This is a genomic window from Paenibacillus sp. FSL R7-0273 (assembly GCF_000758625.1).
Lineage (GTDB): Bacteria > Bacillota > Bacilli > Paenibacillales > Paenibacillaceae > Paenibacillus_AQ.
The window spans coordinates 3,831,904-3,855,334 of record NZ_CP009283.1; the positions used below are offsets into that span (position 1 = coordinate 3,831,904).

Annotated in this window: 5 protein-coding genes; all 5 read left to right on the forward strand. The window is 54.6% G+C overall.

Annotated features, from left to right (window positions below; all coding sequences use genetic code 11):
* The 5 genes from R70723_RS16435 to R70723_RS16455 are packed head-to-tail and all read left to right on the forward strand — an operon-like array spanning nucleotide 1 to nucleotide 23,429.
* On the forward strand, nucleotides 1-591 hold the full coding sequence (locus R70723_RS16435) for an indolepyruvate oxidoreductase subunit beta (protein WP_039873504.1): 591 nt from the start codon (nucleotides 1-3) through the stop codon (nucleotides 589-591).
* A complete protein-coding gene (locus R70723_RS32110; RefSeq protein WP_052421341.1) occupies nucleotides 581-8,911 on the forward strand; it encodes an SDR family NAD(P)-dependent oxidoreductase in 8,331 nt (2,776 codons plus the stop codon). Before R70723_RS16435 ends, R70723_RS32110 begins: the two co-directional genes overlap by 11 nt.
* 4 nt (nucleotides 8,912-8,915) lie before the next feature.
* Complete coding sequence (locus tag R70723_RS32115) at nucleotides 8,916-15,011, forward strand: beta-ketoacyl synthase N-terminal-like domain-containing protein (protein ID WP_052421342.1); 6,096 nt, start codon at nucleotides 8,916-8,918, stop codon at nucleotides 15,009-15,011.
* Between the two features lie 2 nt (nucleotides 15,012-15,013).
* On the forward strand, nucleotides 15,014-21,253 hold the full coding sequence (locus R70723_RS16450; RefSeq protein ID WP_039873506.1) for an SDR family NAD(P)-dependent oxidoreductase: 6,240 nt from the start codon (nucleotides 15,014-15,016) through the stop codon (nucleotides 21,251-21,253).
* The gene (locus R70723_RS16455) at nucleotides 21,246-23,429 is read left to right on the forward strand and encodes a type I polyketide synthase (RefSeq protein WP_039873508.1); all 2,184 of its coding nucleotides are present in this window, start codon (nucleotides 21,246-21,248) and stop codon (nucleotides 23,427-23,429) included. Before R70723_RS16450 ends, R70723_RS16455 begins: the two co-directional genes overlap by 8 nt.
* Nucleotides 23,430-23,431 lie beyond the last annotated feature (2 nt).

Below are 23,431 nucleotides of genomic sequence, written 5' to 3' on the forward strand. Positions count from 1 at the left end.
ATGACAGAGTCCACCAGTATTATATTGGCCGGCGTCGGCGGAAAAGGCGTTATCACGATAACAAATGTGCTTTCCCACGGCCTGGTAGCGCACGGCTATGACGTAAAAGTATCCGAAGTATACGGCATGTCGCAGCGCGGAGGCAGCGTGCACGCCCAGGTCCGCTTTGGTACAACGATTTATTCCCCCCTTATCGAGAAGGGAACTACGGATTATGTTGTCGGCTTCGACCAGATTGAAGCGCTGCGCTGGGGCAGCTTTTTGAAACAGGAAGGCCGGATGCTCGTCAATATGGCGGAGCTAAAGGAAGATACATATAAAGGAACAGACGAAGGCAGTTTCAAGCAGTACCGGAATGTCAGCTTTATTCAGGCTTCCGCTATCGCCAAAGAAACAGGCAATATCCGCAATGAGAATTTCGTCATGCTCGGAGCACTGCTGCAGTCACTGGGGTTCGGCTTTGATACCTGGCAGTCCACGATGGAAAAGTACATCAAGAAGCAATTCCAGGAGGGCAGTATTCTCTCGCTGCTCCGAGGCATGAGTGAACAGCTTGCTGTGGAAGAAAAGGAGATCGTGTATGGTCTCTAAAGCAGCGGGCAGCTCCATGAAAACGCAGGAGGCCTTGGCGCCCTCCGATGTGGCGATTGTCGGAATCGGCTGCCGCTTCCCCGATGCAGACGATTACAGCCAGTACTGGGATAACATGATGAATCATATCAATTCCGTGCGTGCAATCAGCCGTGAGCGCTGGGAGAGCGGACGCTACGGATTAAAGAATGAAGCCGATCTCGGCTGGAACAACGGACAGTTTGTGAAATATTGCGCTTCATTAAACGATCTGGATCAATTTGACCATGGCTTCTTCAATCTGTCGCCTCGCGAGGTGAACAGCATGGATCCCCAGCAGCGGATGCTGCTGGAGGAAACATGGCATTGTCTTGAGGATTCCGGCATACCGCTGGAGGACCTGCAACGGAAGGTCACTTCCGTATATGTCGGGGTGACCGGAAACGACTACAGCCTGCTGGCGCTGACCGGGGGGGAGCATGTGGACCATTACGCAGGTCTTGGCAATTTCGAGTGCATCGCCGCTAACCGGATTTCCCATTACCTCGGACTAAGCGGTGAAAGCCTTTCGCTGGATACTGCCTGCTCCTCATCCCTGGTGGCCGTACATAAAGCCAGGCAGAACCTTCAGTCCGGCGAATCGAAATACGCCATTGCAGCCGGCGTGTGCCTGTCTTACCATCCGTGGCGTTACGTCACCTTCTCCAAATCGAATATGATGAGCCGGGACGGGCAGTGCAAGGCGTTTGACGAGAATGCAGACGGATTTGTACAAGGGGAAGGCGTCGGCGTTCTGCTGCTGCAGCGCCTGGAGGATGCCGTTACGGAAGGAAACCATATTTACGGGGTGATCCGGGGATCGGCAGTCAACCACTGCGGTGCTTCGCAGACCATTGCCGCCCCGAGCATGAAGGCGCAAATGGAGGTAGTCGGCGCGGCTCTGCAGCAGGCTGGCATAGATGCTGCAACGGTGAACTATATTGAGGCGCACGGTACAGGAACCGCTCTCGGTGATCCGATTGAAGTAGAGGCATTGACCAGGGTATTCAGGCAATATACCGATGAGAATCAATTCTGCACGATCGGATCGGTAAAGACCAACATCGGGCATCTCGCCAGTGCCGCAGGAATGGCTGGCCTCATCCGTGTACTTCTGATGATGAAGCACAAAAAAATTCCGGCCCTGCTCAATTTATCCGGCCTGAATCCTCTGCTGGAATGGGAGCATACACCGTTTAAGGTGACTGCGGAGAATACCGACTGGGAGCCTGTCAATGAACGCACCCCGCTCAGAGCGGGCGTCAGCGGCTTCGGCTTCGGAGGAGTGAATGCGCATGTAATCGTGGAAAGCTATGCGCCTGCTCCGGTGAAGGGCCGTAAACGGACAGAGGATAGCCATGTTTTTGCTTTATCCGCTTTAAATGAGAACAGTTTAAATAAGCAAATAGGCGCTTGGAAGCTGCTTGTGGACAGTTCTGCCTTTACATATGAATCCATTGGCGATATGAGCAAGACACTCTTGGCAGGAAGAAGGCATTGCGCGGATTATCGGATTGGAGCCGTTATACGCAGCAAGGAAGATTTAAAGAGCTTTCTGGCGCTAGCTCCTGACCCGGCTGATGCCGGAGCAGAGAAACGGCGGGATGGCTGGGAGCTATATTTAACCAATATCTTGTACCGGGGTTACTCGGATATCAGACAGCTGTTGAAGCAGGAGTACATCTCGCAGCACTTTGAATCGGTATTGTCGGAGATTGAAGCTGCCGCCTCTGAATATTCACCCCGCAGTGGCATCCGGATTGCCAGATGGAAGAAAGAGCGTGCTGCGGCTTACTCCTTTATCGTTAACTATGCCATGGCGAGAGCATTGATCGGACTTGGTGTCCGAATAAGCGAAATCGGCGGTGAACATCAGGGCGAGCTGCTGGCACTGGCGGTAAGCGGAATGCTGTCTCCTGCAGAAGCTTACACTGCACTGATTGATGAAACGGCAGTTGACGGCTGGAGCTTACAGCGTCCAGAGCTGGCTTTTGCGGACAGCATCACCCCGGTGAAGATTTGCCGACTGAACATTAACGCAGCTTATCCGGCCAGCCTGAGAGAGCTGCGGATTGAAGGGGAAGACAGCCGCTCCCTGCGCCATTTCACAGAGAAGGCGCGTATTCTCAGCCGGACTCAATATACATTTAAGAAATATTTGAAGGACTGGGACCAGGCCCTCCAGCCTTGGAAGCTGACGGCAGAAGCTCTTCTGAACGATGAGGAGCTGCTTACCGGAAATAACCCCCTTCTAGAAAAGCAGCGTGTTCTGCTGCTGATGATTGCTTACGGTTCGCTCCTGAAGCTGAACCGGAAATGGGAACTTACTGACCGAATCGGCTTGGAAAGCGATTGGCTGAAGGAACTGATACAGCTGGTTGTGGACGAGGTGCTAACCCGTGAATCGGCAGCGGCCCTGTTTCTCTCCGAAGACGGGGATCTTGAAGAAATAGGCGCACAGATTAATAGACGTCAAGATTTACTGGATGCATCTGCGCCTTTCGAACATCTCTATGCGGCCAGCAGCCATCTGGCAGAAATCCCCGAGCTTGCCGGCTGGAAGGATCAGCTCAAGCAGCAGCTTCGCGAGCTCCCGTCACTTCAGACCGAAGCGGTCAGCTTACGGCAAGCAGGCATCCAGCATGCTTCATTTTCGCTGGCCAGCGGTTTATCCGGGCTGAACGAGCTGCTGCTCAAGCTCTGGGCTGCCGGAGCGGATATCAGCTGGCAGCTGCTTTATCCGGCGGGCAGCTACCGTAAACAACAGCTGCCCGGGTATTGCTTCGAGAGGTCTTCCCACTGGATACCGCTCAGAGAACCGGGAGTAGAAACACCGGGAGGCAATATTAATGGCAATCCGGCTGCCGCAACACGGAAATTCCATCCGATGCTTGATCTGGATAAATCCAGTCCTGAGACGGGATTGTTCGTGAAGACGCTGAAGATCAGTGATTTCTATGTGGGCGACCACATCGTGGATAATCGGGTTATTCTACCCGGCGTTGCCTATCTGGAAATCGCCCGGGCCGCCGGAGAGCTTGCTGCAGGACAGCCGGTGCAGGCTCTCCGGGATGTAATGTGGGTGAACCGGATGGAGATTGAAGATTTGCTTGATGCGTATGTTCAGATTCAGAACGAAGCGGATTTTATGAGGTTTCAAGTATTTACCTGGCGCGGCGGAGAGAAGATCCGGCATTGCCAAGGCAAGCTCAGCATCTCAGAGAAGGGCCGCGTGAAGCCGGTTCGGTTCAATATTCCGGAAATTAAGGGACGCTGCGGGGCGCGCATTTCGAAGGATTTTTGCTATAAGGAAGTATTCGGGCGCTTTATAGGCTTTCAGTATGGCCCGGGATTTCAGGCCACGCAGGAAGCCTTTGGGGGAGATGGCGAATCGCTGGAGAAGCTGGAGCTGCCCGCACATCTGCTGGGAACCTTTGATGAATATGATCTGCATCCATCCCTTGTCGATGCCGCGCTGCGTGCGGTCACCTGGATTGGAGGAGCAGAGGCATACCGGCAGCTTCAGCTGCATATTCCGTTTGCGCTCGGTGAATTGAGCATTTACGGCAAACTGACGCCAAACTGCTATTCGTACGCCAGGATTGAACCGGAAACAGCGGGCAAGGCTGCGGGCATGCAGCGGTTTCACATTTTCATTCTGAGTGAAGCCGGCGAGGTGCTTGTGGAAGCGCGCGACTTTACGATCCGGGCAATTCAGCCAAAGACGGCTGCAGCGGACAACGTTCATTTATATACCGAAAGCTGGCTGGAAGCGACGTTACCGGAAAGCGGCAGAAATGAAGCCGTCCATGTGCTCTATTTCGGGAAGAACCGGATGAGCGGGCAAAGATTGGCTGAAGCGCTGGGGAACGGTCAGGGAAAAGCTGTAGAACAGCTTGTCTTTGTACAACAAGGGCCAGCCTACAGTGCGGAAAGCGACGGGGAGGAGTACACGCTGAACCCGGCGCAGCAGGAAGATTTCCTCCGTATGTTCCAGGAGCTGGCCGACCAAGGGCTGCGCATCGATTCTATCGTATTTGAATGGGATGAACCCCGGATTATCGAAGCGTTCTGTGCAATCTATTTCTTGTTCCAAGCCTTTGTTCAAGTAAATCCTAAACAGCCTGTGCGTCTGGTTTACGCTTCCTCTGGGGACGGAGCTGGAGCGGGCATGTTCAAAGGACTATGTAAAGCTTTTCAAACGTTAAGTCGGACGTTCCTGCCCTCCATCCTGCATGCCGATGATGCCAATGAACTGCCGCTGCTGGCAGCAAAGGAGCTGCTAGGCGGTAAAACCGCTTCCTGCGAGGTTGTTTCTTACCGTGAGGGAGTGCGAACTATAAGAGCCATTGCTGCACTGGATATGCTGCTGTTGCCTAGCAGGGAGTCAAGCGGCTTCCGCAGCGGAGGAACTTACCTCATTACCGGCGGCATGGGCAAGCTGGGATTGGCTGTGGCGGAATTTGTCCTTGTAAATTACAAGGCAAACATTGTCCTAACAGGAAGATCGGCGCTGGATAAGCAACGGCAGGAGCAATTGTCACGGCTGGAGAGCCTTCCGGGGCAAGTCATTTACGTGGCTGGAGATTTATCTGCCCTGAGCTCGGCCGAGGAGATCGTTAAGCAGGCGAAGGAAGCTTTCGGCACTATAAACGGTGTGATCCATTGTGCGGGCGTACTTGGCAGCAAGACGCTGGCCGAAGCCGTGCCCGGGGAGCTGACGGAAGTGCTGCTGCCCAAAATCCACGGTGCCATCGGTCTGGATGAAGCGACGCGCAATGAACAGCTTGACTTTTTTATTCTCTTCTCCTCTATTTCTGCGCTGATCGGCGATTTTGCAAGAGGCACGTATGCGGCGGCTAACAGCTTCCTTGATCATTTTGCCGAACGGCGCGCTGAGCAGGTTAAAGCCGGACTTCGTTCGGGCATCTCCCTGTCGATCAACTGGCCGGTATGGAATGAGGGGGCGATGCAGCTGTCGCCTCAGGAAGACGTGCAATACCGCCAGCATGCGGGCATGGATCAGCTTGAAACGCACGCCGGCCTTGAACTGCTTGAACGGCTGACCGGGTCGGATCTGACGCGGGTGATTGTCGCCTGCGGCAACGCCAGGATGATCAACCGTGTGCTGGATGTTAAAGAACGGGTTCAAACCCGGGAAGGGGCGCGTAGCTTGACGATAGACACGTTAAAACAAAGCCCATCCGGCGGGCCAATACCGACGGTTTTAATAGAACAGGAAATTGTTAAGTATCTGAAGGGAATTGTATCCAAGGCGACGGGGATTCCGCCGGGACAACTGCAGAGAGATGCAGAGTTCTCGAAATATGGAATAGATTCAATCATGATAATGGATCTGAATTCCATGCTTGAAGGTGATTTCAGCGATCTGCCCAGCACCCTGTTTTTTGAATACAGTACCATCGGACAATTGACCGCCTTTTTCCTGGATACCTATGCAGAGTTTTTCCGGCAGAAGGTGCAATCGGAAGAAAGCCGGGTTCCGCATAAGCTGCCGGAGCCTGAATTGCCGAAAGAGGTGCAGATTCTCCCCGAAACTCGCCAAGGGGTTGCAGAAGTACAAGGTGGCGACATCGCTATTATCGGTCTAAGCGGTCAATATCCGATGGCGGATACGCTGGAGCAATTCTGGGAGATCCTCCGCCTGGGTAAAGACTGCGTCACTGAAATTCCGGCAGAACGCTGGGATTACCACAAGGATTATAACCCGGAAAAAGGCAAAAGCAACAAAGTCTATACCAAGTGGGGTGCCTTCATGAACAATGTGGAGAAATTCGATGCCGGATTTTTTCATATCTCACCAAGAGAAGCGGAGCTTATGGACCCTCAGGAGCGGCTGATGCTGCAGTCTGCTTACCATACGCTGGAGGATGCAGGTTATGCCGGAGGCAAGGTATCCGGGAAAAAGGTTGGAGTATTCGTCGGCGTCATGAACTCTCACTACCAAATGCTCGGCGCTGAACAATATGCGAAGGGTAAGCTGCAGGATGTGCGTTCATCCTTCGCCTCCATTGCGAACCGTATTTCTTATTATTTCAATTTCAAGGGTCCCAGCCTGGCTGTAGACACCATGTGCTCGTCCGCGCTGGTAGCTATCCATATGGCCTGCGAAAGCATCCGCCGAGGCGAAAGTGAGCTTGCGATGGCCGGAAGTGTAAATACGATTGTCCATCCGGCGAAGTATATTTTTCTGTCCGATCAGCGCTTTGGCTCTTCAGAGGGCAAATGCCGGGCCTTCGGGCAAGGCGGAGACGGCTATGTTCCAGGTGAGGGCGTCGGCGCCGTTCTGCTGAAGCCGCTGGAAGCCGCGCAGCGCGACGGGGACCGGATTTACGGCGTGATTAAGGGCAGTGCCGTCAATCATGGAGGAAAGGTCAGCTCGTACACGGTGCCCAATCCGAATGCGCAGGCGGAGCTGATTGAGGAAGCGCTCCGGAAGTCGGGAGTCCATCCAGAGCGGATCAATTATATTGAAGCACACGGTACAGGCACAGCGCTTGGTGATCCTATTGAAATTGCCGGATTGACCAAAGCGTTCAGGAAATCGACCGAGAAAACCGGCTTCTGCGCTATCGGATCGGTCAAAAGCAACATCGGTCATCTGGAATCGGCGGCGGGAATGGCTTCGCTGACCAAAGTGCTGCTGCAAATGCGGCACAAGCAGCTGGCGCCTTCGATTCTGGCGGATACATTGAATAGCAATATCGACTTTGAAAAAACGCCGTTTTTCGTGCAGCGTGAACTCCGGCAATGGGAGCAGCTCGAAGAGGAGACTCCTTCAGGGACGCAATATCTGCCTTTGACGGCTGGGATCAGCTCCTTTGGAGCAGGTGGAACCAACGCGCATCTCATTATCGAATCATATGAGCCGGACATCTCCGCGGCTGTGACGGACAGCCAATCGTTGCCGGACAGAGAACAATTAATTCTGCTTTCCGCGAAGACGCCGGACAAGCTGAAGGAGCAGGCGGGCATGCTTGCCGAATTTATCGGACGGCACCGTGCCGGAGGACAGCCGGTTGCTGTTGCGGCAAGTGAAGCGGCGGCTGCACAGGAGGAGTCCATTGCTGAGCCCGGGGACGTTTACGGCAGATGCGTGGAGATCATCGCGGAGGTACTGGGCGTAAATCCGGAGCTTATCGACTGGGATGAGGATTTGGCCACCCTGAGTGCAGATGCGGTGCACCGTGTTGCAATCGCGGCTCAGCTGCGCGAGATTTTCCAGGGCGAATATGACGAAGAAGCCTTCTGGAACAGCCGCTCTCTGCGGGAGCTGATGAACCGTTATGCAGAAGCAGGACAGAAGCAGCGGAAGCAGCCTCAGGCGGATGCCGGTGAAGGGAATTACACTCTGCGCCTTGAGGACATCGCGTATACGCTGCAGACTGGCCGGGAAATGTTCGATGAGCGCACGGCTTTTGTATGCCGTACTGCCGGAGAACTCCGTCAAGCGCTTAGCCGGTTTGCCGCAGGCGAATCGAATATGCCGGATGTTTATACGGGCGGACCGGGGATGCAGGGGGAGATGACCTCCATTCTATTCCATAATGACCCGGGCAACCAGTTTATCGAACGTATTGTAAGCAGCAGAAATTTACCGCAGATTGCCCAGCTGTGGCTGCTGAAAGTGGATATCCCGTGGAAGCAGCTGCATGAAGGAAGCAGCCCGCAGCTGATTACGCTGCCGAACTACAGCTTCAACAAGAAAAGATACTGGATCGGCAAAGGTTTTACACCGCAGGCATCTGCGCAATACGAAACTGCTTCTGCACCAAGTGAGCCGGAACCTGAATATATCCCTGTCCGCTTGGAGGCTGTTATAGACAAGCTGCCTGACAGCGCAGTCTTAGGAGCTGTTCTTCTTCAAGACTCTGCAGAGGCTGAAGACGATAATGCCGGGCAGGGGATAGAGCAATGTCTGTATCAGGTGCTCGGAGAGGTCATATATGCCGAAGCCGGAGGCATTGACGGCAGCATTCCTTTTTCGGAGCTTGGCGTGAATTCGGTGCTGACTCTGGAGCTTGTGGACAAGGTTAATGAGAAGCTAGGCATCGCTCTGCATTCCAATGATGTTTTCAATTTTAATACGGTGCAGATGCTGGCGGAGCATATCCTGATGACTTACCCCGTAAAGCCGGGCTTGGAATCACACAGGGAAGATATTAAAGGGCTGGCCGCCGCTTTGAGGCCTGATATGAAGGCTAATACACCCGGCCGCCCATCCATAAACGCCGGAACGATCGACCTGAATGCGCTGGAACTTTTACTGGAGGAGAGCTGAAAGCATGCTGAACACCACTGAAACCGCCAAGCAGCGGGCTTCCGCAGCAGATGAGATTGCCATTGTCGGCATTTCGGGCAAATTTTCGGGCAGCCGCGATGTGAACCAGTTTTGGGAAGGCCTCATTCATGAACAGAGCAGTCTGCAAGAGCTTCCGCCTGAACGGCCCGAATTATTCCGTTTGACGCCGGAAGAGAAGGAGCATATCGGCTTCGGAGGATTCATCCCGGATGTCGAGCAGTTCGACCCGTTGTTCTTCCATATCTCTCCCAAGGAAGCGGAGCACATGGACCCGCGGCAGCGGCTGTTTCTGGAAGAATCCTGGAAGGCTATAGAGGATGCAGGTTATTCCCTGCAGGAATTGTCGGGTACGAAATGCGGGGTATTTGTCGGAATTCAGCAAGGTGAGTACCTGGAGCGTTTCCGGGGAGAAGCCAATGAGCATGTGCCTACAGGCAACAGTCTTTCAGTCATTCCGGCGCGAATATCCTATCTGCTCAATTTGAAAGGGCCCAGTGTGGCCCTTGACACAGCCTGCTCCTCGTCTCTCGTTGCACTCTCACTGGCGTGTGACAGCCTGTTAAACGGCAGCAGTGACATGGCGATTGCCGGCGGCATTCAAATCATGCTGACGCCGTGGATTTATATGTCGCTGGGCAGGCTCGGCATGCTGAACACCGATGGAATTTGCAAGCCGTTCGCCGATGGGGCCGACGGCATCGGGCTCGGTGAAGGCGTGGGTGCCGCCGTTTTGAAGAAATACTCCGCCGCACTGCGCGATGGTGATCATATATACGGAATTATCAAGGGCATCGGGGTGAACCAGGACGGTAAGACCAACGGAATAACGGCTCCGAACGGTTTATCACAGGCTTCGCTGGAACGTGAGGTCTACGAGAAATACGGTATCGATCCCGCCGGAATTACTTACGTGGAAGCGCATGGAACAGGAACCCGCCTTGGCGATCCGATTGAAGTTGGCGCTCTGACGGAAGCCTTCCGTCCGTTCACCGGGAATAAGCAATACTGTCATTTGGGTTCGGTAAAAGGCAATATCGGCCATACTCTGTCTGCTTCCGGCATGGCAAGCCTGTTCAAGGTGCTGCTGAGCCTGAAGCACGATAAAATTCCCGCAACACTGCATTGCAGCCGGGAAAACCGGCTCATTGATTTCAAGAACAGTCCATTTTATGTGGGAACCCGAACCGAGGACTGGCCCCGGACAGACGGACGGCCTAGAATGGCCGCCGTCAGCTCTTTCGGCATGAGCGGAACCAATTGCCATCTGGTCATTGCAGAGCATGTTGAATCCCCGGTGAATGAGACGACGACAGCTACGGCCGATATGCATCTGTTCGCGCTGTCCGCCAAAAGCGATGCAGCATTGGAAGCGCAGGCTCACAATTTGCTCGCCTATCTGCGGCACGGAGCGGTTGCGCAGCCGGAGGATATCTCCTTTACTCTGCTGGCCGGCAGAGATCATTACGCTTACCGCAGCATATTCATGGCTGCAGGCCGCCATGAACTAATCCGTGAACTGGAGGCTTTTCTGGAACAGCGGCCAAGCGCGGGCTGGTACAGAGGGGGAGGAGCTAACGGGAACAAGCGTGTAAATCCGGCCCTGAAAGCCCAGATGAACGGGCTGCTGAACCAGCTTCAGCAAGGCAGTCTTCTGCCCGCAGAAAGGGAGAAAGCGTTAAGGCTGATCGCTAACTATTATATTAAAGGTTTTGAAGCGGAATTTAAGGCCATGTTTGCTCCGGAAAACCGCCGGAGAGTGTCACTACCTGCCTATCCATTTGAATACATACGCTGCTGGATCGCGGAGCAAGAGCGCGGGGATTCACTCCCGTCTTCTACTGCTGTTGCTGCCACTGAAGCGCAGCTTCATCCGCTGCTGCACCGTAATGTTTCCACTATGCAGGCTATACGTTTTACGAGCGAGGCTGGACACAATCAACCCGATTTTAATTACAAGGCAATGTATAACACCCGTATGGTCAGCGAAGCGGTGCTGCTTGAAATGGCTGCGAAGGCAGCTGTGCTTGGCGGCGGCGGTTCTATAAGCCTGCTTAACGAAATCCAGCTTACACATCCGCTCACTACAGGTTTAGATACGCACAATCTCAGTGTTGAGCTTGAAGGGGAAGCGGAGTCACTGCGGTTTGGTGTTTTCCATGAAGGGGCGGAGCGGAGGATCGTTGCCGCCGGAACAGCCAGGGCGTGGACAGCAGAAGGGCTTCCAGTCACAGAGCCTGTGCAAGCTGCATTTGATGTTGCGGGCTTCATTGGAAGAACAGCGCAGCGCCGGGACGCCGGGGAGTTCTACAGCGCACTGGAAAATCAAGGGCTGAAATATGATCAGCAAGCGCAGATGGTCGAAAAGCTATACAGCAGTTTAACCGAACATGTGGCTGCGGTTGTTCCCTCCGCGTGTTCCTGCCGTGGCGGTTATATCCTGCCGCCGCTGCTGACGGAAGCCATTCTTCAAGTTGTAAACATGGATATAATCCGACGGGGCGGGCCGCTCTCCACTGCTTATTCAATCGGTGAAATCAGACTCGCCGGAAATTTGGAAGCCGGATGTTATGTCCATGTTAAGAACAGTGAAGCGGGTTATGAAGCTGCGGTGATGGATGAACGGGGTGCAGCCGTGCTGATGCTGAGCCGGATGCAGATGGCTCCGCTTGCCACAGAGCATTTGTCCGGGGAAGAGCAATACGTTCTGTTGCAAAAAGAGTGGCGGAAAGCGGACGCTCAACCGCAGCTGCAGCCAGCGGTGCCGGCTGGACGGTTCATTGTCCTCGTGAACAGTGAAACGGATGCGGGGGCGCTGAATGCAATCCGCGCTGGATTTAATACTGCCTTGTTCATTGGCGACGGCCAGCTGCTCGATCTGGATGGTGCCATTCTAAACGCGGATTTCAGGGAAGAGGCGGGATGCGACAAGGCGATTGAGGCTGTTCTTGGCCTGAAGACGGAAATTAGCGGAGTCCTTGATTTCTCCGATCTTTATTCCGGGCCGCTGCACCGCTCCAAACTAAGCTATGGAAAGATTAAGCTGCTGCAAGCACTGGTGAAAAAGTATTCCAGAGGATTGCGCATCCTGCATATGACCAGCGGCCTGCAAGGTGCGCATAAACGGACGGAGACATTGGCCGGAGCCGAGATCGCGGGACTTATCCGGACGATCCGCGCAGAGTACAAGGAAGTGCTGGCCCAGACGGTGGATATCGGCCGTTCGTTTTCACTAATTCAAGATGCTGTCCAAACCGCCCGAGCTGAACTAAGCCTGTCATCAGGTGAAGCCGAGGTTTCTTATACCGGCGGCATCCGCTATGAGCCTGTATTTAAGACCTTGAAGCAGCGCAATAAATGGGCTGCCCGCCAAGGTGAAGGTACTCTGGCGCTTGACTCCGGCAAGGTGTATGTCGTAACCGGGGGAACCCGGGGCATTGGAGCGGAAGCTGCCAGGCTACTGGCCCGGAGAGGCGCAAGAAAGCTTGTGCTGATGGGTGTCCGGCCGTTTCCTCCAAGACCCGACTGGGACCGTATTCTCGCTTCAGGCTCCGATGCATCAGCCGGGGCTGCAGTGAAACGAATACTGGAGCTGGAGTCGGCGGGCGTCCAAGTAGAGTTATACTGCGGATCATTGGCTGATTCAGAGCGGCTTGGCCCGTTTTTTGCAGATATCCGGCAGCGGTGCGGGGAGATCGGCGGCGTTATCCACTGTGCGGGCTCCAACCTGAACAATCATCCGGCCTTTATCCATAAAAAAACCGGCGATATCCGGCAGGTCTTCGAGCCCAAAGCCGAAGGACTGGAACATTTAAGCAGTCTGCTGGCCGAGGACAGGCTTGAATTCTTTGTTGCCTTCTCCTCCATTTCGGCGGCATCGCCCGTGCTGTCTGCGGGACTTAGTGATTACAGCGCCGCCAACAGCTACCTGGATTCTTATATCCGCCTCCGGCGGGAACAGGGCGAGGAATATTTTCAATCTATTATTTGGCCGAGCTGGTCGGAAGTAGGCATGCTGGTCGATACCGGCTTCCAATTAAGCCCGCTTTATACGGCTGCCGGATTTACCGCACACAGTCTGGCAGACGGCTTGTTTATGCTCGAAGCCGCCATATCCGGCAAACACAAAAGCGCTATGCCGGCAATTGTGCGCAGCGATGCGTATAATCCTGACGCCCTCTTACGGACGAACACTGCGGCTGCGCCAAAAAATGTACCTCCGGTTAACAGCGGGATGAACGAGGACATCAGCATTCATCCATTTTCTGCAAATGCTCGGCAGGAGGCCGAGGCCGTCCGGCTGATTAAAACGATCTTTTGTGAGGAGCTTAAGCTGCCGTCTGACCGTTTGCGGGAAGATCTTCCTTTTGCCGAAATCGGGGTGGATTCCATTCTGCTCATTGCCGTCATCAAAAAGCTGGATGAAGCTTTCCATATACGCATCGATCCTGCCCTATTCTTTGAACTGCGTGATATAAAGGCATTGGCCGGGCATTTGCTTGCTGACAATGTCATCACCGGAGAAGGAATCGATCTAACAGGCGGGCCGGACATCGGGACAACGTTTAATGAACTAAGGCTTGGGGAGGCGTTCTGCCGTATTCCGGAGTTTGGAACGTTTTTGCGCGGTAAGCGGAACGGCCAAGCCGAAGCAGGGAAAAGGGATAACCGGATCGCCGTCATCGGAATGGGCTGCCATTTTCCCGGAGCACCGGATAAGGACGCATTCTGGAACAATCTGCGGCAGGGGCTGGACAGTGTAACTGAGGTGCCGGACAGCAGATGGGATACGGAGGAGCTATATTCGCCTGCTCCGGCTGAAGGCAAGAGCATCAGCAAATGGGGCGGCTTCCTTGAAGATATTGAGCTGTTTGATGCCGGTTATTTCGAAATCAAAGAAAATCCCGAGCAAATCAGCCCGCTGATGAGACAGAGCTTAGAAGTAACCGCCGAGGTGTTCCTGGATGCAGGCTATGAAAAAGCGGAGATCAGCGGACGCAAGGTGGGTGTATTCATCGGCGCGCATCCCGGCTCATATCCGGGCTGGGTGCAGGATTTCAACAAGAATACGATTGTCGGCATCGGGCAGAATTTCATCGCTTCCTATGCCTCGCACTTTTTTAATCTAAAAGGTCCGAGCCTGACGGTAGACAGCGCCTGCTCCTCCTCGCTGATGAGCCTGCATCTGGCCTGCCAGAGCATAAACAGCGGCGAATCAGAAATGGCAGTTGCCGGCGGCGTGGATCTGATCCTCGATGAGCGGCCTTACCTGGTGTTCAGCGCCTCCAAAGCCATGTCGCCCGACGGTAAATGCCATACCTTCGATGTCGATGCAAACGGGATTGTGCCCGGCGAAGGCTGCGGCGCAGTATTGCTGAAGCCGCTTGAGCAGGCACTGGCCGACGGCGACCGCATATACGCAGTCATTGAAGCGTCGGCAGCGAACAATGACGGCCGGACGATGGGCATTACCACTCCGAGCAAGCAGGCGCAGGAAGAAGTGATTGCCGAGGCCATCCGGCGGGCCGGTATTGATCCGCGCACCATCGGGTATGTCGAGACTCACGGCACCGGAACGATGATCGGTGACCCAATCGAATTAAAGGCACTGTCCACCGTCTATAAACAATATACCGCCGACACCGGATTCTGCGGCGTCGGCAGCGTGAAGACCAATATCGGCCACTGCCTCAGCGCGGCGGGCATCGCCAGCTTTATCAAGGCCTCGCTGTGTGTGTATCACAAAACGCTGGTTCCAACGCTGAACTGCAGCAGGCCAAATCCGCGGTTTGATTTCGGACATTCGCCGTTTTACCCCGTAATGGAGGCCGCCGACTGGCGCAAGCACGGAGATGCGCGGCGGGCGGGCATCAGCTCCTTCGGCTTCGGCGGTACGAATGTCCATACCATTATCAGCGAATGCGGAGATGAGCTGCTGCAAGGCCGGACGGAGCACAGAAAGCCGCTCCCGGCGGCGCAGTTCCACCGGACGCGAGCCTGGACAGACGGCCGGCAGGCTTCCCGCAGGCCTGCCGGGGCGGATCAGGAGCAATTGTCATTTTTGCAATTCGTGGAAGAGTGAATTTGAATACGGGAGAGCGGAGAGGTGTGCTGGTGATGGACGCGTTAAGCGGTGTGCGGTTCAGTACAGTAATTAAAAACAGCAATTATATCGTCAGGGATCACAGAGTGCATGGCGTCAGAATTATGCCTGGCGTCACCCTGCTTGACATGATCTACCGGTTCCTGCAATCCAAGGGCATTACGCTGCGGGATGTCGAGCTGCGGAAGGTTCTGTTCAGCGAGCCCGTATCCACAAGCGAGCATTACGATAAAAAAATCCGTATCAGCTTTACGGAGAAGGACGGCTTTCATGAGGTTTTGGCGCAGAGCCAAAAAGTAAAGGACGGCGCTGCCCCGGGCAGCGACTGGGATGAGAATCTGCGGTGCGAGCTGCATATTCATCCCGGCTCCGCCTCTGGCCGCAAAACCATTGATATTCCGGCGATTAAGGGCGAAAGCCGCCGCGTGGAGGACATGGATCACGCTTACAGCTATGTGCGCAAAATTGATATCCGGCACAGCGATTTCATGAAAGGTCAGGGCAAGCTCTATTATGGCAACAGCCGGATACTGGCTGAGATTACGTTAGGGGAGCTGGCCGGTGAATACCTGAACCATTATTACATGCATCCCTGCTATCTGGATGCGGCTACGCTGGTGCAGGGTTTTGTAGTGCTTCAGGACATTGATTTCTCGCAGGAGGTTCATGCTTCCATTCCGATGTTCATTGAGTCCTTCCGTTCCTATGAGCCGATGAAGGAGCAAATCTATGTCTATATAAGGGATGAAGGTTATCCCGACGGTGCAATCAAGGATTTAATGTACTTTGACATTGAGGTTTACAATGCGCAGGGCCAGGAAATCGCCGCCTTTAAGCAATGGGGGCTCAAGAAAATCCGCTCCAGGGATTTAATCAGCAGGCTGCAAAGGGCGGACCTGACGGAAGCCCCTGAGCCGGTTCCTGCTGCTGCTTTACAGGGCATGGTAACTGCCGTTAATACGGCGTTAACTCCAGCAGAAGACCATGTACCGCCCGACAGCGGGAAGGAAGCAGTAACTGCCTATCTGAAGGAGCTGATCGGCAGCTTGTCCGGGATCGGTGGAGAAGGGCTTCAAGTGGCGGAAGGCTTTTACAGCCAGGGCCTGAATTCGCAGCACCTGCTGGAAATCGTCAAACGGCTGGAAGAGAGGCTCGGGACGAGCCTGTACCCGACATTGCTGTTTGAATATGCCAATATTGAGGAGCTGGGCCAGTATATTCTGGCGGAGCACGGTAGAGCTTTCTTACAGTCAGCGGGCGGAAGCGCCCGGTTAAACGGCGGAGGCAACGCAGCTTCCGCTGAGCAGGGCTCCAATGTTCCGTCAGTGCATGCGTATGCGCCTCATTGGTTCGAGCGTCCGCTTGCACGTGAACGGCAGACGGCACGGACGGAGCAGGTGCTGGTATTTTGCAGCACCAACGATGAACTGTATGCCCTTAAAGGAACAGCAGCCGCAAGGTACTTCACCTATGTAATGCCTGGTGATCGCCGTGTGGCCGGGGAGCGGGTCTACCACATGGATCTGTCGGCCGGTGAGGATTATGAATGGCTGGGCTCAGAGTTGAAACGTTCGAACTGCCTTCCCCGGATCCTTGTCTGCAGCCTGACTTCCGGGGCTTTGGAATCCGGCGTTCCCGCTTGGACCGGGAACAGTCTTGATCCGGTATTTTTCATGCTGAGGGAACTGCTGCGGAGCAAGGTCAAATCGGCAGTCAAGGTGCTGTATCTTTATGACCGGGAAGGGGAGGCGGCAAATCCCGCAGATGCTGCCATGGTGCATTTTCTGAACTGCGTCCAGTCGGAAACGGATAAAGTTTCCTATAAGTGCATTGCAATGGATGCCGAAAGCCGCAAGCGGAAGGTTCAGATTGTTCTGGAAGAAGCTTATGGTGCCTGGAATGGGGAGCACAGCATCTGGTATGGGCGAAATGGCCGCAAGGTCAGAGGATACCGCAAAGCCGGACTGCCTGTACAGGCCAATAACGAAACAATCATCCGCAGCGGACATGCCTATCTGGTTACCGGCGGGGCCGGGGGGATCGGACTGCATCTGGCGCAGCATATCATAAGTCGGGGCGGACGGGCGATTCTATGCGGGAGGGCTGTGGAAGCGCCGGAAGCTCTCCAGGATACGAGGGCAGAATCCGGCGATCTGGAATATGTGAGCTGTGACGTGACTGACCGGGCTGCGGTTGAACGCCTTCATTATTATGTAAAGAAAGCCTATGGGCAACTGAATGGAATCTTCCACTGTGCGGGCATTACCCGGGATGCTTACCTCGTCCATAAAGAAAGCGGGGAGCTGTCACAAGTACTCCGTGTAAAAGCAGAGGGAACCATCCATGTTGATGAAGTATTTAAGGATGAACCGCTGGCGTTCTTTGCCGCATTCTCTTCCGTGGCAGGCATATTGGGAAATCCGGGCCAAAGCGATTACGCTTACGCGAACGGCTACATGGATGCTTATATGCGTGTGCGGGAAAAACTGCGGACGCAACAGGAGCGCAGCGGAAAGTCCCTGTCCGTCAACTGGCCGTTATGGCGCGAAGGCGGCATGCCGGGAGACAGCCATACCGAGCACACGTTAAAGCACCGGTTCGGCATCAGCCTGCTGGAAACGGCGGCAGGCCTGGAGGCGCTGGAATGGGCGCTCCGGCAGGAGGAAGCGGAGCTGCTGATTTTGCCTGGCGATGAAAGCCGGATTGACAGGGTTATTTTAATGCGGGAAGGTACGGAATTGTACGCTTCAGGCAAAGCCGTTGCAGCTGGACGGCCGCAGGAAACCGAAGAGCGGGCTGCTCCAACGACGGTGAAGACAATACCACTTGCAGGGCAATCAGACGGGCTGCCTGCACAACCGGCTTTTGTCCGAACTGCGATAACCGAAAGCCCGACGCCGGACAACGACTTGGCGATTATCGGTATAAGCGGCCGGTTTCCGGGAGCTGATAATCTGTTTGAATACTGGGAGCTGCTGAAGGAAGGGAAGGATTGCATTTCGGAAGTCGATCCGCAGCGCTGGAGCCATGAGGAGGTACGGCGCAGCGCGAGGGAGAGCTGGAACAAGGATGCTTCGAAATGGGGCGGTTTCCTCCGCGATGTGGACAAATTCGATTCGCTGCTGTTCAATGTCGCACCTTATCAGGCTGTGCTTATGGACCCGCATGAACGGGTGTTTCTGGAGCTTGCATGGGAAGCTTTTGAGGATGGCGGTTATGCAAAGTCGGAGCTGAAGGGACGGAAGGTCGGCGTGTTCACCGGAGCCATGTGGATGCAGTATCAGCTGTACAACAACAGCCGGAACGTATCCACCTCCACGATCTCGTCCATCGCCAACCGGGTTTCTTATTATTTCGGCTTGACCGGGCCTTCACTCGGAGTCGACACCATGTGCTCCTCGTCACTGACCGCGCTGCATCTGGCCTGCCAAAGCGTAAGAAGCGGAGATTGCACTATGGCACTGGCCGGGGGGATCAATCTTTCCGTTCATCCTGATAAATATTTACTGCTCGCACAAGGAAATTTCGCTTCTTCCGACGGCAGATGCCGCAGCTTCGGCGACGGCGGAGACGGCTATGTGCCTGCAGAGGCGGCAGGGGCAGTCCTGATCAAGCCGCTGGAGCAAGCGAAACGGGATCAGGACCGTATATATGCGGTCATCAAAGGGAGCGCAATCAACCACGGCGGCGAAGCCAGCGGCTTCACGGTTCCCAACCAGAAGGCGCAGGAGGAAGCCATAAGCGAAGCCATCGCCCGCAGCGGCGTGGATGCAGGCACAATCAATTATATTGAGGCGCACGGGACAGGAACCTCGCTGGGCGATCCGATTGAGGTAAAGGCGCTGATGAATGCTTTTAAGCCATACCGCACGGATGAGTTCCGCTGCGCGCTGGGCTCGGTTAAATCTAATATCGGCCATGCGGAAGCGGCCGCGGGCCTCTCTGCCATTGCGAAGGTGCTCCTGCAAATGCAGCACAGACAGCTTGTTCCATCCATCCATTCGGAAACGCTGAATCCGCATATCCGTTTTGAGCATTCAGGGTTCCATGTCCAGCGCAGGCTGGAGGAATGGAAGCCGGTAACGATAACGGCAAACAGCATAACAACGGTACACCCTTTGCGGGCCGGGATCAGCGCTTTTGGCGCGGGGGGCTCCAATGCGCATCTGATTTTGGAACAGGCAGACGGTCAGCAAGAAAAGAGGGGACACGGCAAGCCCGGCAGGGAAGAAGAGGGTCCGCATATCTTTGTACTCTCTGCCCAGACCGGAGAACGGCTGCAGGCCTATGCCGGCCGGATGCTGCAATATCTGAACAGCGTAAACGGGAAGGATACCAAGCCGCTTTACGGTATGGCAGCGCAAGTAAAGGCGGCTATTGCAGATATGCAGAACATCCCGGTGCTTGAAATCGGAGAAGACAGCTCTCTGGGCGAGCTGGGGCTTGGACATGTGGAATTTGTACAGCTTAGCAGCAGGCTGGAGGAGATCGGCGGCATGCGCTTGAACGCTTCGGGTCTGGACGGGGATTTCACCGTACAGCAGGTGGCCGCGTCCATTGATTCCGAATTAAATGGACAGGGGCAGACCAATGCCGCAATAGCAGGGGAAGGCGAACTTGAATTATCACTGAGATCGCTGGCCTATACGCTGCAGACCGCCAGAGAGCCTATGAAGCACAGGATGGCAATCGTATATTACTCACTTGAAGAGCTGATCGGTCAGCTGAATCTTTATTTTAGCGGCGGAAAATCCGGGCGGCTGTTTACGGGCGAAGCCGAAAAAAATGCTGTTTTACCCTCTCAGAAAAACCCGTATTCGCTTAAACAGGCTGGTACATTAGCCAAGGCGTGGACGAGAGGCGCAGTAATTGAATGGAGACCCATGCACGGACCGAGTTTGCCTGTCCTCCTTTCGCTGCCGCATTATCCCTTTGCCCGGAAGCGGTACTGGATTGATCCCGCGGAGCAGGCACCAGCACCAGCTATTTCACATCAAAAAGAAGCGGTGCAATATGCGGGCAGCGAGGTGGCACTTGAGTATATTGACGGCAATGTTGCCCTGATCCGCATCCAGGATTCGCAGCATAACAACACCTTTACCCATGAGGTTATCCAAGGCATAACCCACTGCTTTCAGCAGATCCAAAATGATGAGCGGGTCAAGGCAATTGTAGTTGCGGGCAATGAGCGGATTTTCTCAATGGGCGGAACCCAGGAACAGCTGCTGGATATTTCCGATTCCAAGCTGAGCTTTACCGATGCTCCTATCCTCTACAGGGGAATGCTGGAATGCCCCGTGCCGGTCATTTCGGCGATGGAGGGACATGCCTCAGGCGGCGGTATGCTGTTCGGGCTCTATGCGGATGTTGTAGTGATGGCCGAGGAGAGCGTTTATTCCGCCGCTTTTGCCAAATACGGATTTACACCCGGTATGGGGGCAACGTTCATTCTGGAGGACAAGCTGGGCAAGAATCTGGCTACCGAAATGATGTTTACGGCCAAAATGTACACCGGCGCGCAGCTGAAGAGCAGATCGGCATCGGTTATTTTCAGAACCAAAAGCGAGGTGCTTCAGGAGGCCGTTTCCATCGCCAGGCAGATTGCCGAGAAGCCGCGGACGACAGTCAGCGTGTTAAAGCGAGAGCTATCCGGGAGGGTGCTGGATGCATTGCAGCGCTGCGTGGAGCGTGAGAACGAAATGCACCGGATTACTTTTACAACGCCGGAGGTGAAGGAGAAAATCCTTCATTTATACCGGGCTGCGGAACATAAGGATTCCCGGGAGCAGAAGGAATTCCGGAAGGAACCTGTACTTGCGGCAAAAAAAGCAGCAACGGATTCAGATACGGGCAAGGATATCAAAGACCAGCTAGCCCGGATCATTTCCCGGCGGATTCAACTGGCCGAAGACCAGCTGGATGAAGCGGTGAACTTTAAGGATCTGGGTGTGGATTCCATCAGCGGCGTGGAAATTGTACGGGACATCAATGAGCTGTTCGGGCTGCATATGGATTCCATCGATATTTATGATTATCCGACTATACAGCTTCTTTCGGCTTATATCGGGAGCAAGCGGATGCCGGAGAAGTCTGGTGCAGAGACGCAAGCTGCGCCTGAGAGCAAAGAGGAGCGTGACTTGCTGGAGCTGCTGGCGCGGATGAACGAGGATGAGCTGGACGTTAATGAAGTAGCCCAGTTCCTGGAGGTGTACTATGGGTAACGGTGAGATGATCAAGGAGATTTTACAGCAGATCAAGGAAAACCGGATAGATGCCCGGGAAGGGCTAAAGCGGATTAATGAGCTGAAGCAGCAAGCTCCATCTGCGGCGGCAAAAGCCCAAATATCGGAAGAAGCCGTGGAGCAGATGATCAAGGATGTGCTGTGCCGTATCGTCAAGCTCCAGCCGGATGAGCTGCTGGCGGAGCTTTCCTTCAAGGAGATGGGGATTGATTCGATCAGCAGCGTCGAAATTGTCCGTGATCTGAACGATGCCCTGCATATTCAGATGGATGGCATCCAGCTCTACGATTATCCGACAATTCCGGAGCTTACGCGATATATATGGAATGAGGTGCGGAAGAACGGGCCGATCCCTGCAGAGGCTGCCCAAGAGCAGGCTTCAACAGCCCCGGAACCCGGTACCAGGCAGCGGCTTAACCACCGGTATGAATATATGAACGACCTCATTGATCAATTTTCCAAAAGCAAGCCGGGGCCTGCGGCCTCCCCTTCCAGCAGCGGGAATGACTATACCGCAGAGGCTTCTGCGCATTATGAGGTTCCGCTGCAGGACAAGAAAGCGGCTGCAGCGGAGGAGCAGTTATTGGAGCGGGCAGTGCCGCTACCCCTGAAGCCGCTTCATGCAGCAAACAGGGCGGAGCCGGTCCGGGAAGCTTCCGCACCGGTGCCAAAACTGCAGCTCCGTTTAAATACCCTTGATGCAGACGCTGCTGCAAAAGCAGCATCAGCGGAAACAGTAAAGCAGCCGGAGACGGCGGGAAAGGTCAAGCTCGGTTTTGCCGGAAAGATGGCTGCAAATACAGTGCAAACCGTACAGGCCGCTCATGTAGCCCCTGCTGATGCGAAAGAAGGCATTGCGATAATCGGGATGTCCGGGAGGTTTCCCGGAGCCTCCAATACCCGGGAGCTATGGCGGAATCTGCGCGATGGCGTGTGCAGCATCAGTGAGGTTCCGGCGGAACGCTTCGATATTCATTCCTTGTACGACGGGGACCGGAAAGCCTTCCAGAAAACCTACTGCAAAGTGGCCGGGCTTTTGGACAGTGTGGACGAATTTGATCCGCTGTTCTTTAATATCTCTCCACGTGAAGCGGAAATGATGGACCCGCAGCAGCGGATTTTTCTGGAGGAGGCGTGGAAGGCGCTGGAGGATGCCGGATATCCGGATCAGGCCATGCAGGATACCCGCTGCGGTGTATTCGTCGGTAGCGCGCCCAGCGATTACACGAAGCATCTGGAGGCTAACAGGCTTGGCAACACGGCCGAGGCTTTTACCGGAACATCCTCTTCGATTCTGGCAGCCAGAATTTCTTATTTTCTCAATTTGAAGGGACCCAGCATTTCCATCGACACCGCCTGCTCTTCTTCGCTGGTTGCCGTGCATCAGGCGTGCTCCAGCCTGTGGAGCGGGGAATGCGAAATGGCTCTCGCCGGAGGCATCCGGTTGATGTTCACTGCGGACAGCATCGTCCAGAGCAGCCAGATGGAGATTTTGTCGGAGGAGGGCGTGTGCCGCCCGTTTGACAATGGTGCGGACGGCACGCTGCTCAGCGAGGGCGCAGGCGTAATTGTGCTCAAGCCGCTCGGAAGGGCCATTCGAGACAGGGACCATATTTACGGCATTATCCGTGGCTCGGGCGTCAACCAGGACGGAAGAACGAACGGTATCACCGCACCGAGCGTGAACTCGCAAATCCAGCTCGAAAAGGCGGTATACGGGAAATTTGCCATTGATCCGGGCGAAATTAATTACGTTGAGTCGCACGGCACCGGCACTTCGCTCGGTGATCCGATAGAAGTGAAAGCATTGACGGAGGCATTCCGGTCATTTACATCCGACTCCCACTACTGCGCGCTGGGCTCAATTAAGGCCAATATTGGCCACACCACTATGGCGGCAGGCGTAGCCGGCATAATCAAAGTGCTGCTGTCGCTCCAGAGCCGGAAAATTCCGCCGCTGCTTCATTACCGTGAACTGAATGAGAAAATCCGGCTGCAAGGCAGCCCCTTTTATATCAATACAGAGCTTGTCGAATGGCCTGTAAACAAAAAAGGCTCCAGAATGGCGGCCGTAAGCAGCTTTGGCTTCAGCGGAACGAACTGCCACATCGTAATTGAAGAATACAGCGGCGGCATGCACGCCATCGAACGGTAACA

Excerpts from the sequence above, each read along its gene's own strand:
- R70723_RS16435 (WP_039873504.1), top strand. The coding sequence starts at position 1 with ATGACAGAGTCCACCAGTATTATATTGGCCGGCGTCGGCGGAAAAGGC.
- R70723_RS32110 (WP_052421341.1), top strand. The coding sequence starts at position 581 with ATGGTCTCTAAAGCAGCGGGCAGCTCCATGAAAACGCAGGAGGCCTTG.
- R70723_RS32115 (WP_052421342.1), top strand. The coding sequence starts at position 8,916 with ATGCTGAACACCACTGAAACCGCCAAGCAGCGGGCTTCCGCAGCAGAT.
- R70723_RS16455 (WP_039873508.1), top strand. The coding sequence starts at position 21,246 with ATGGGTAACGGTGAGATGATCAAGGAGATTTTACAGCAGATCAAGGAA.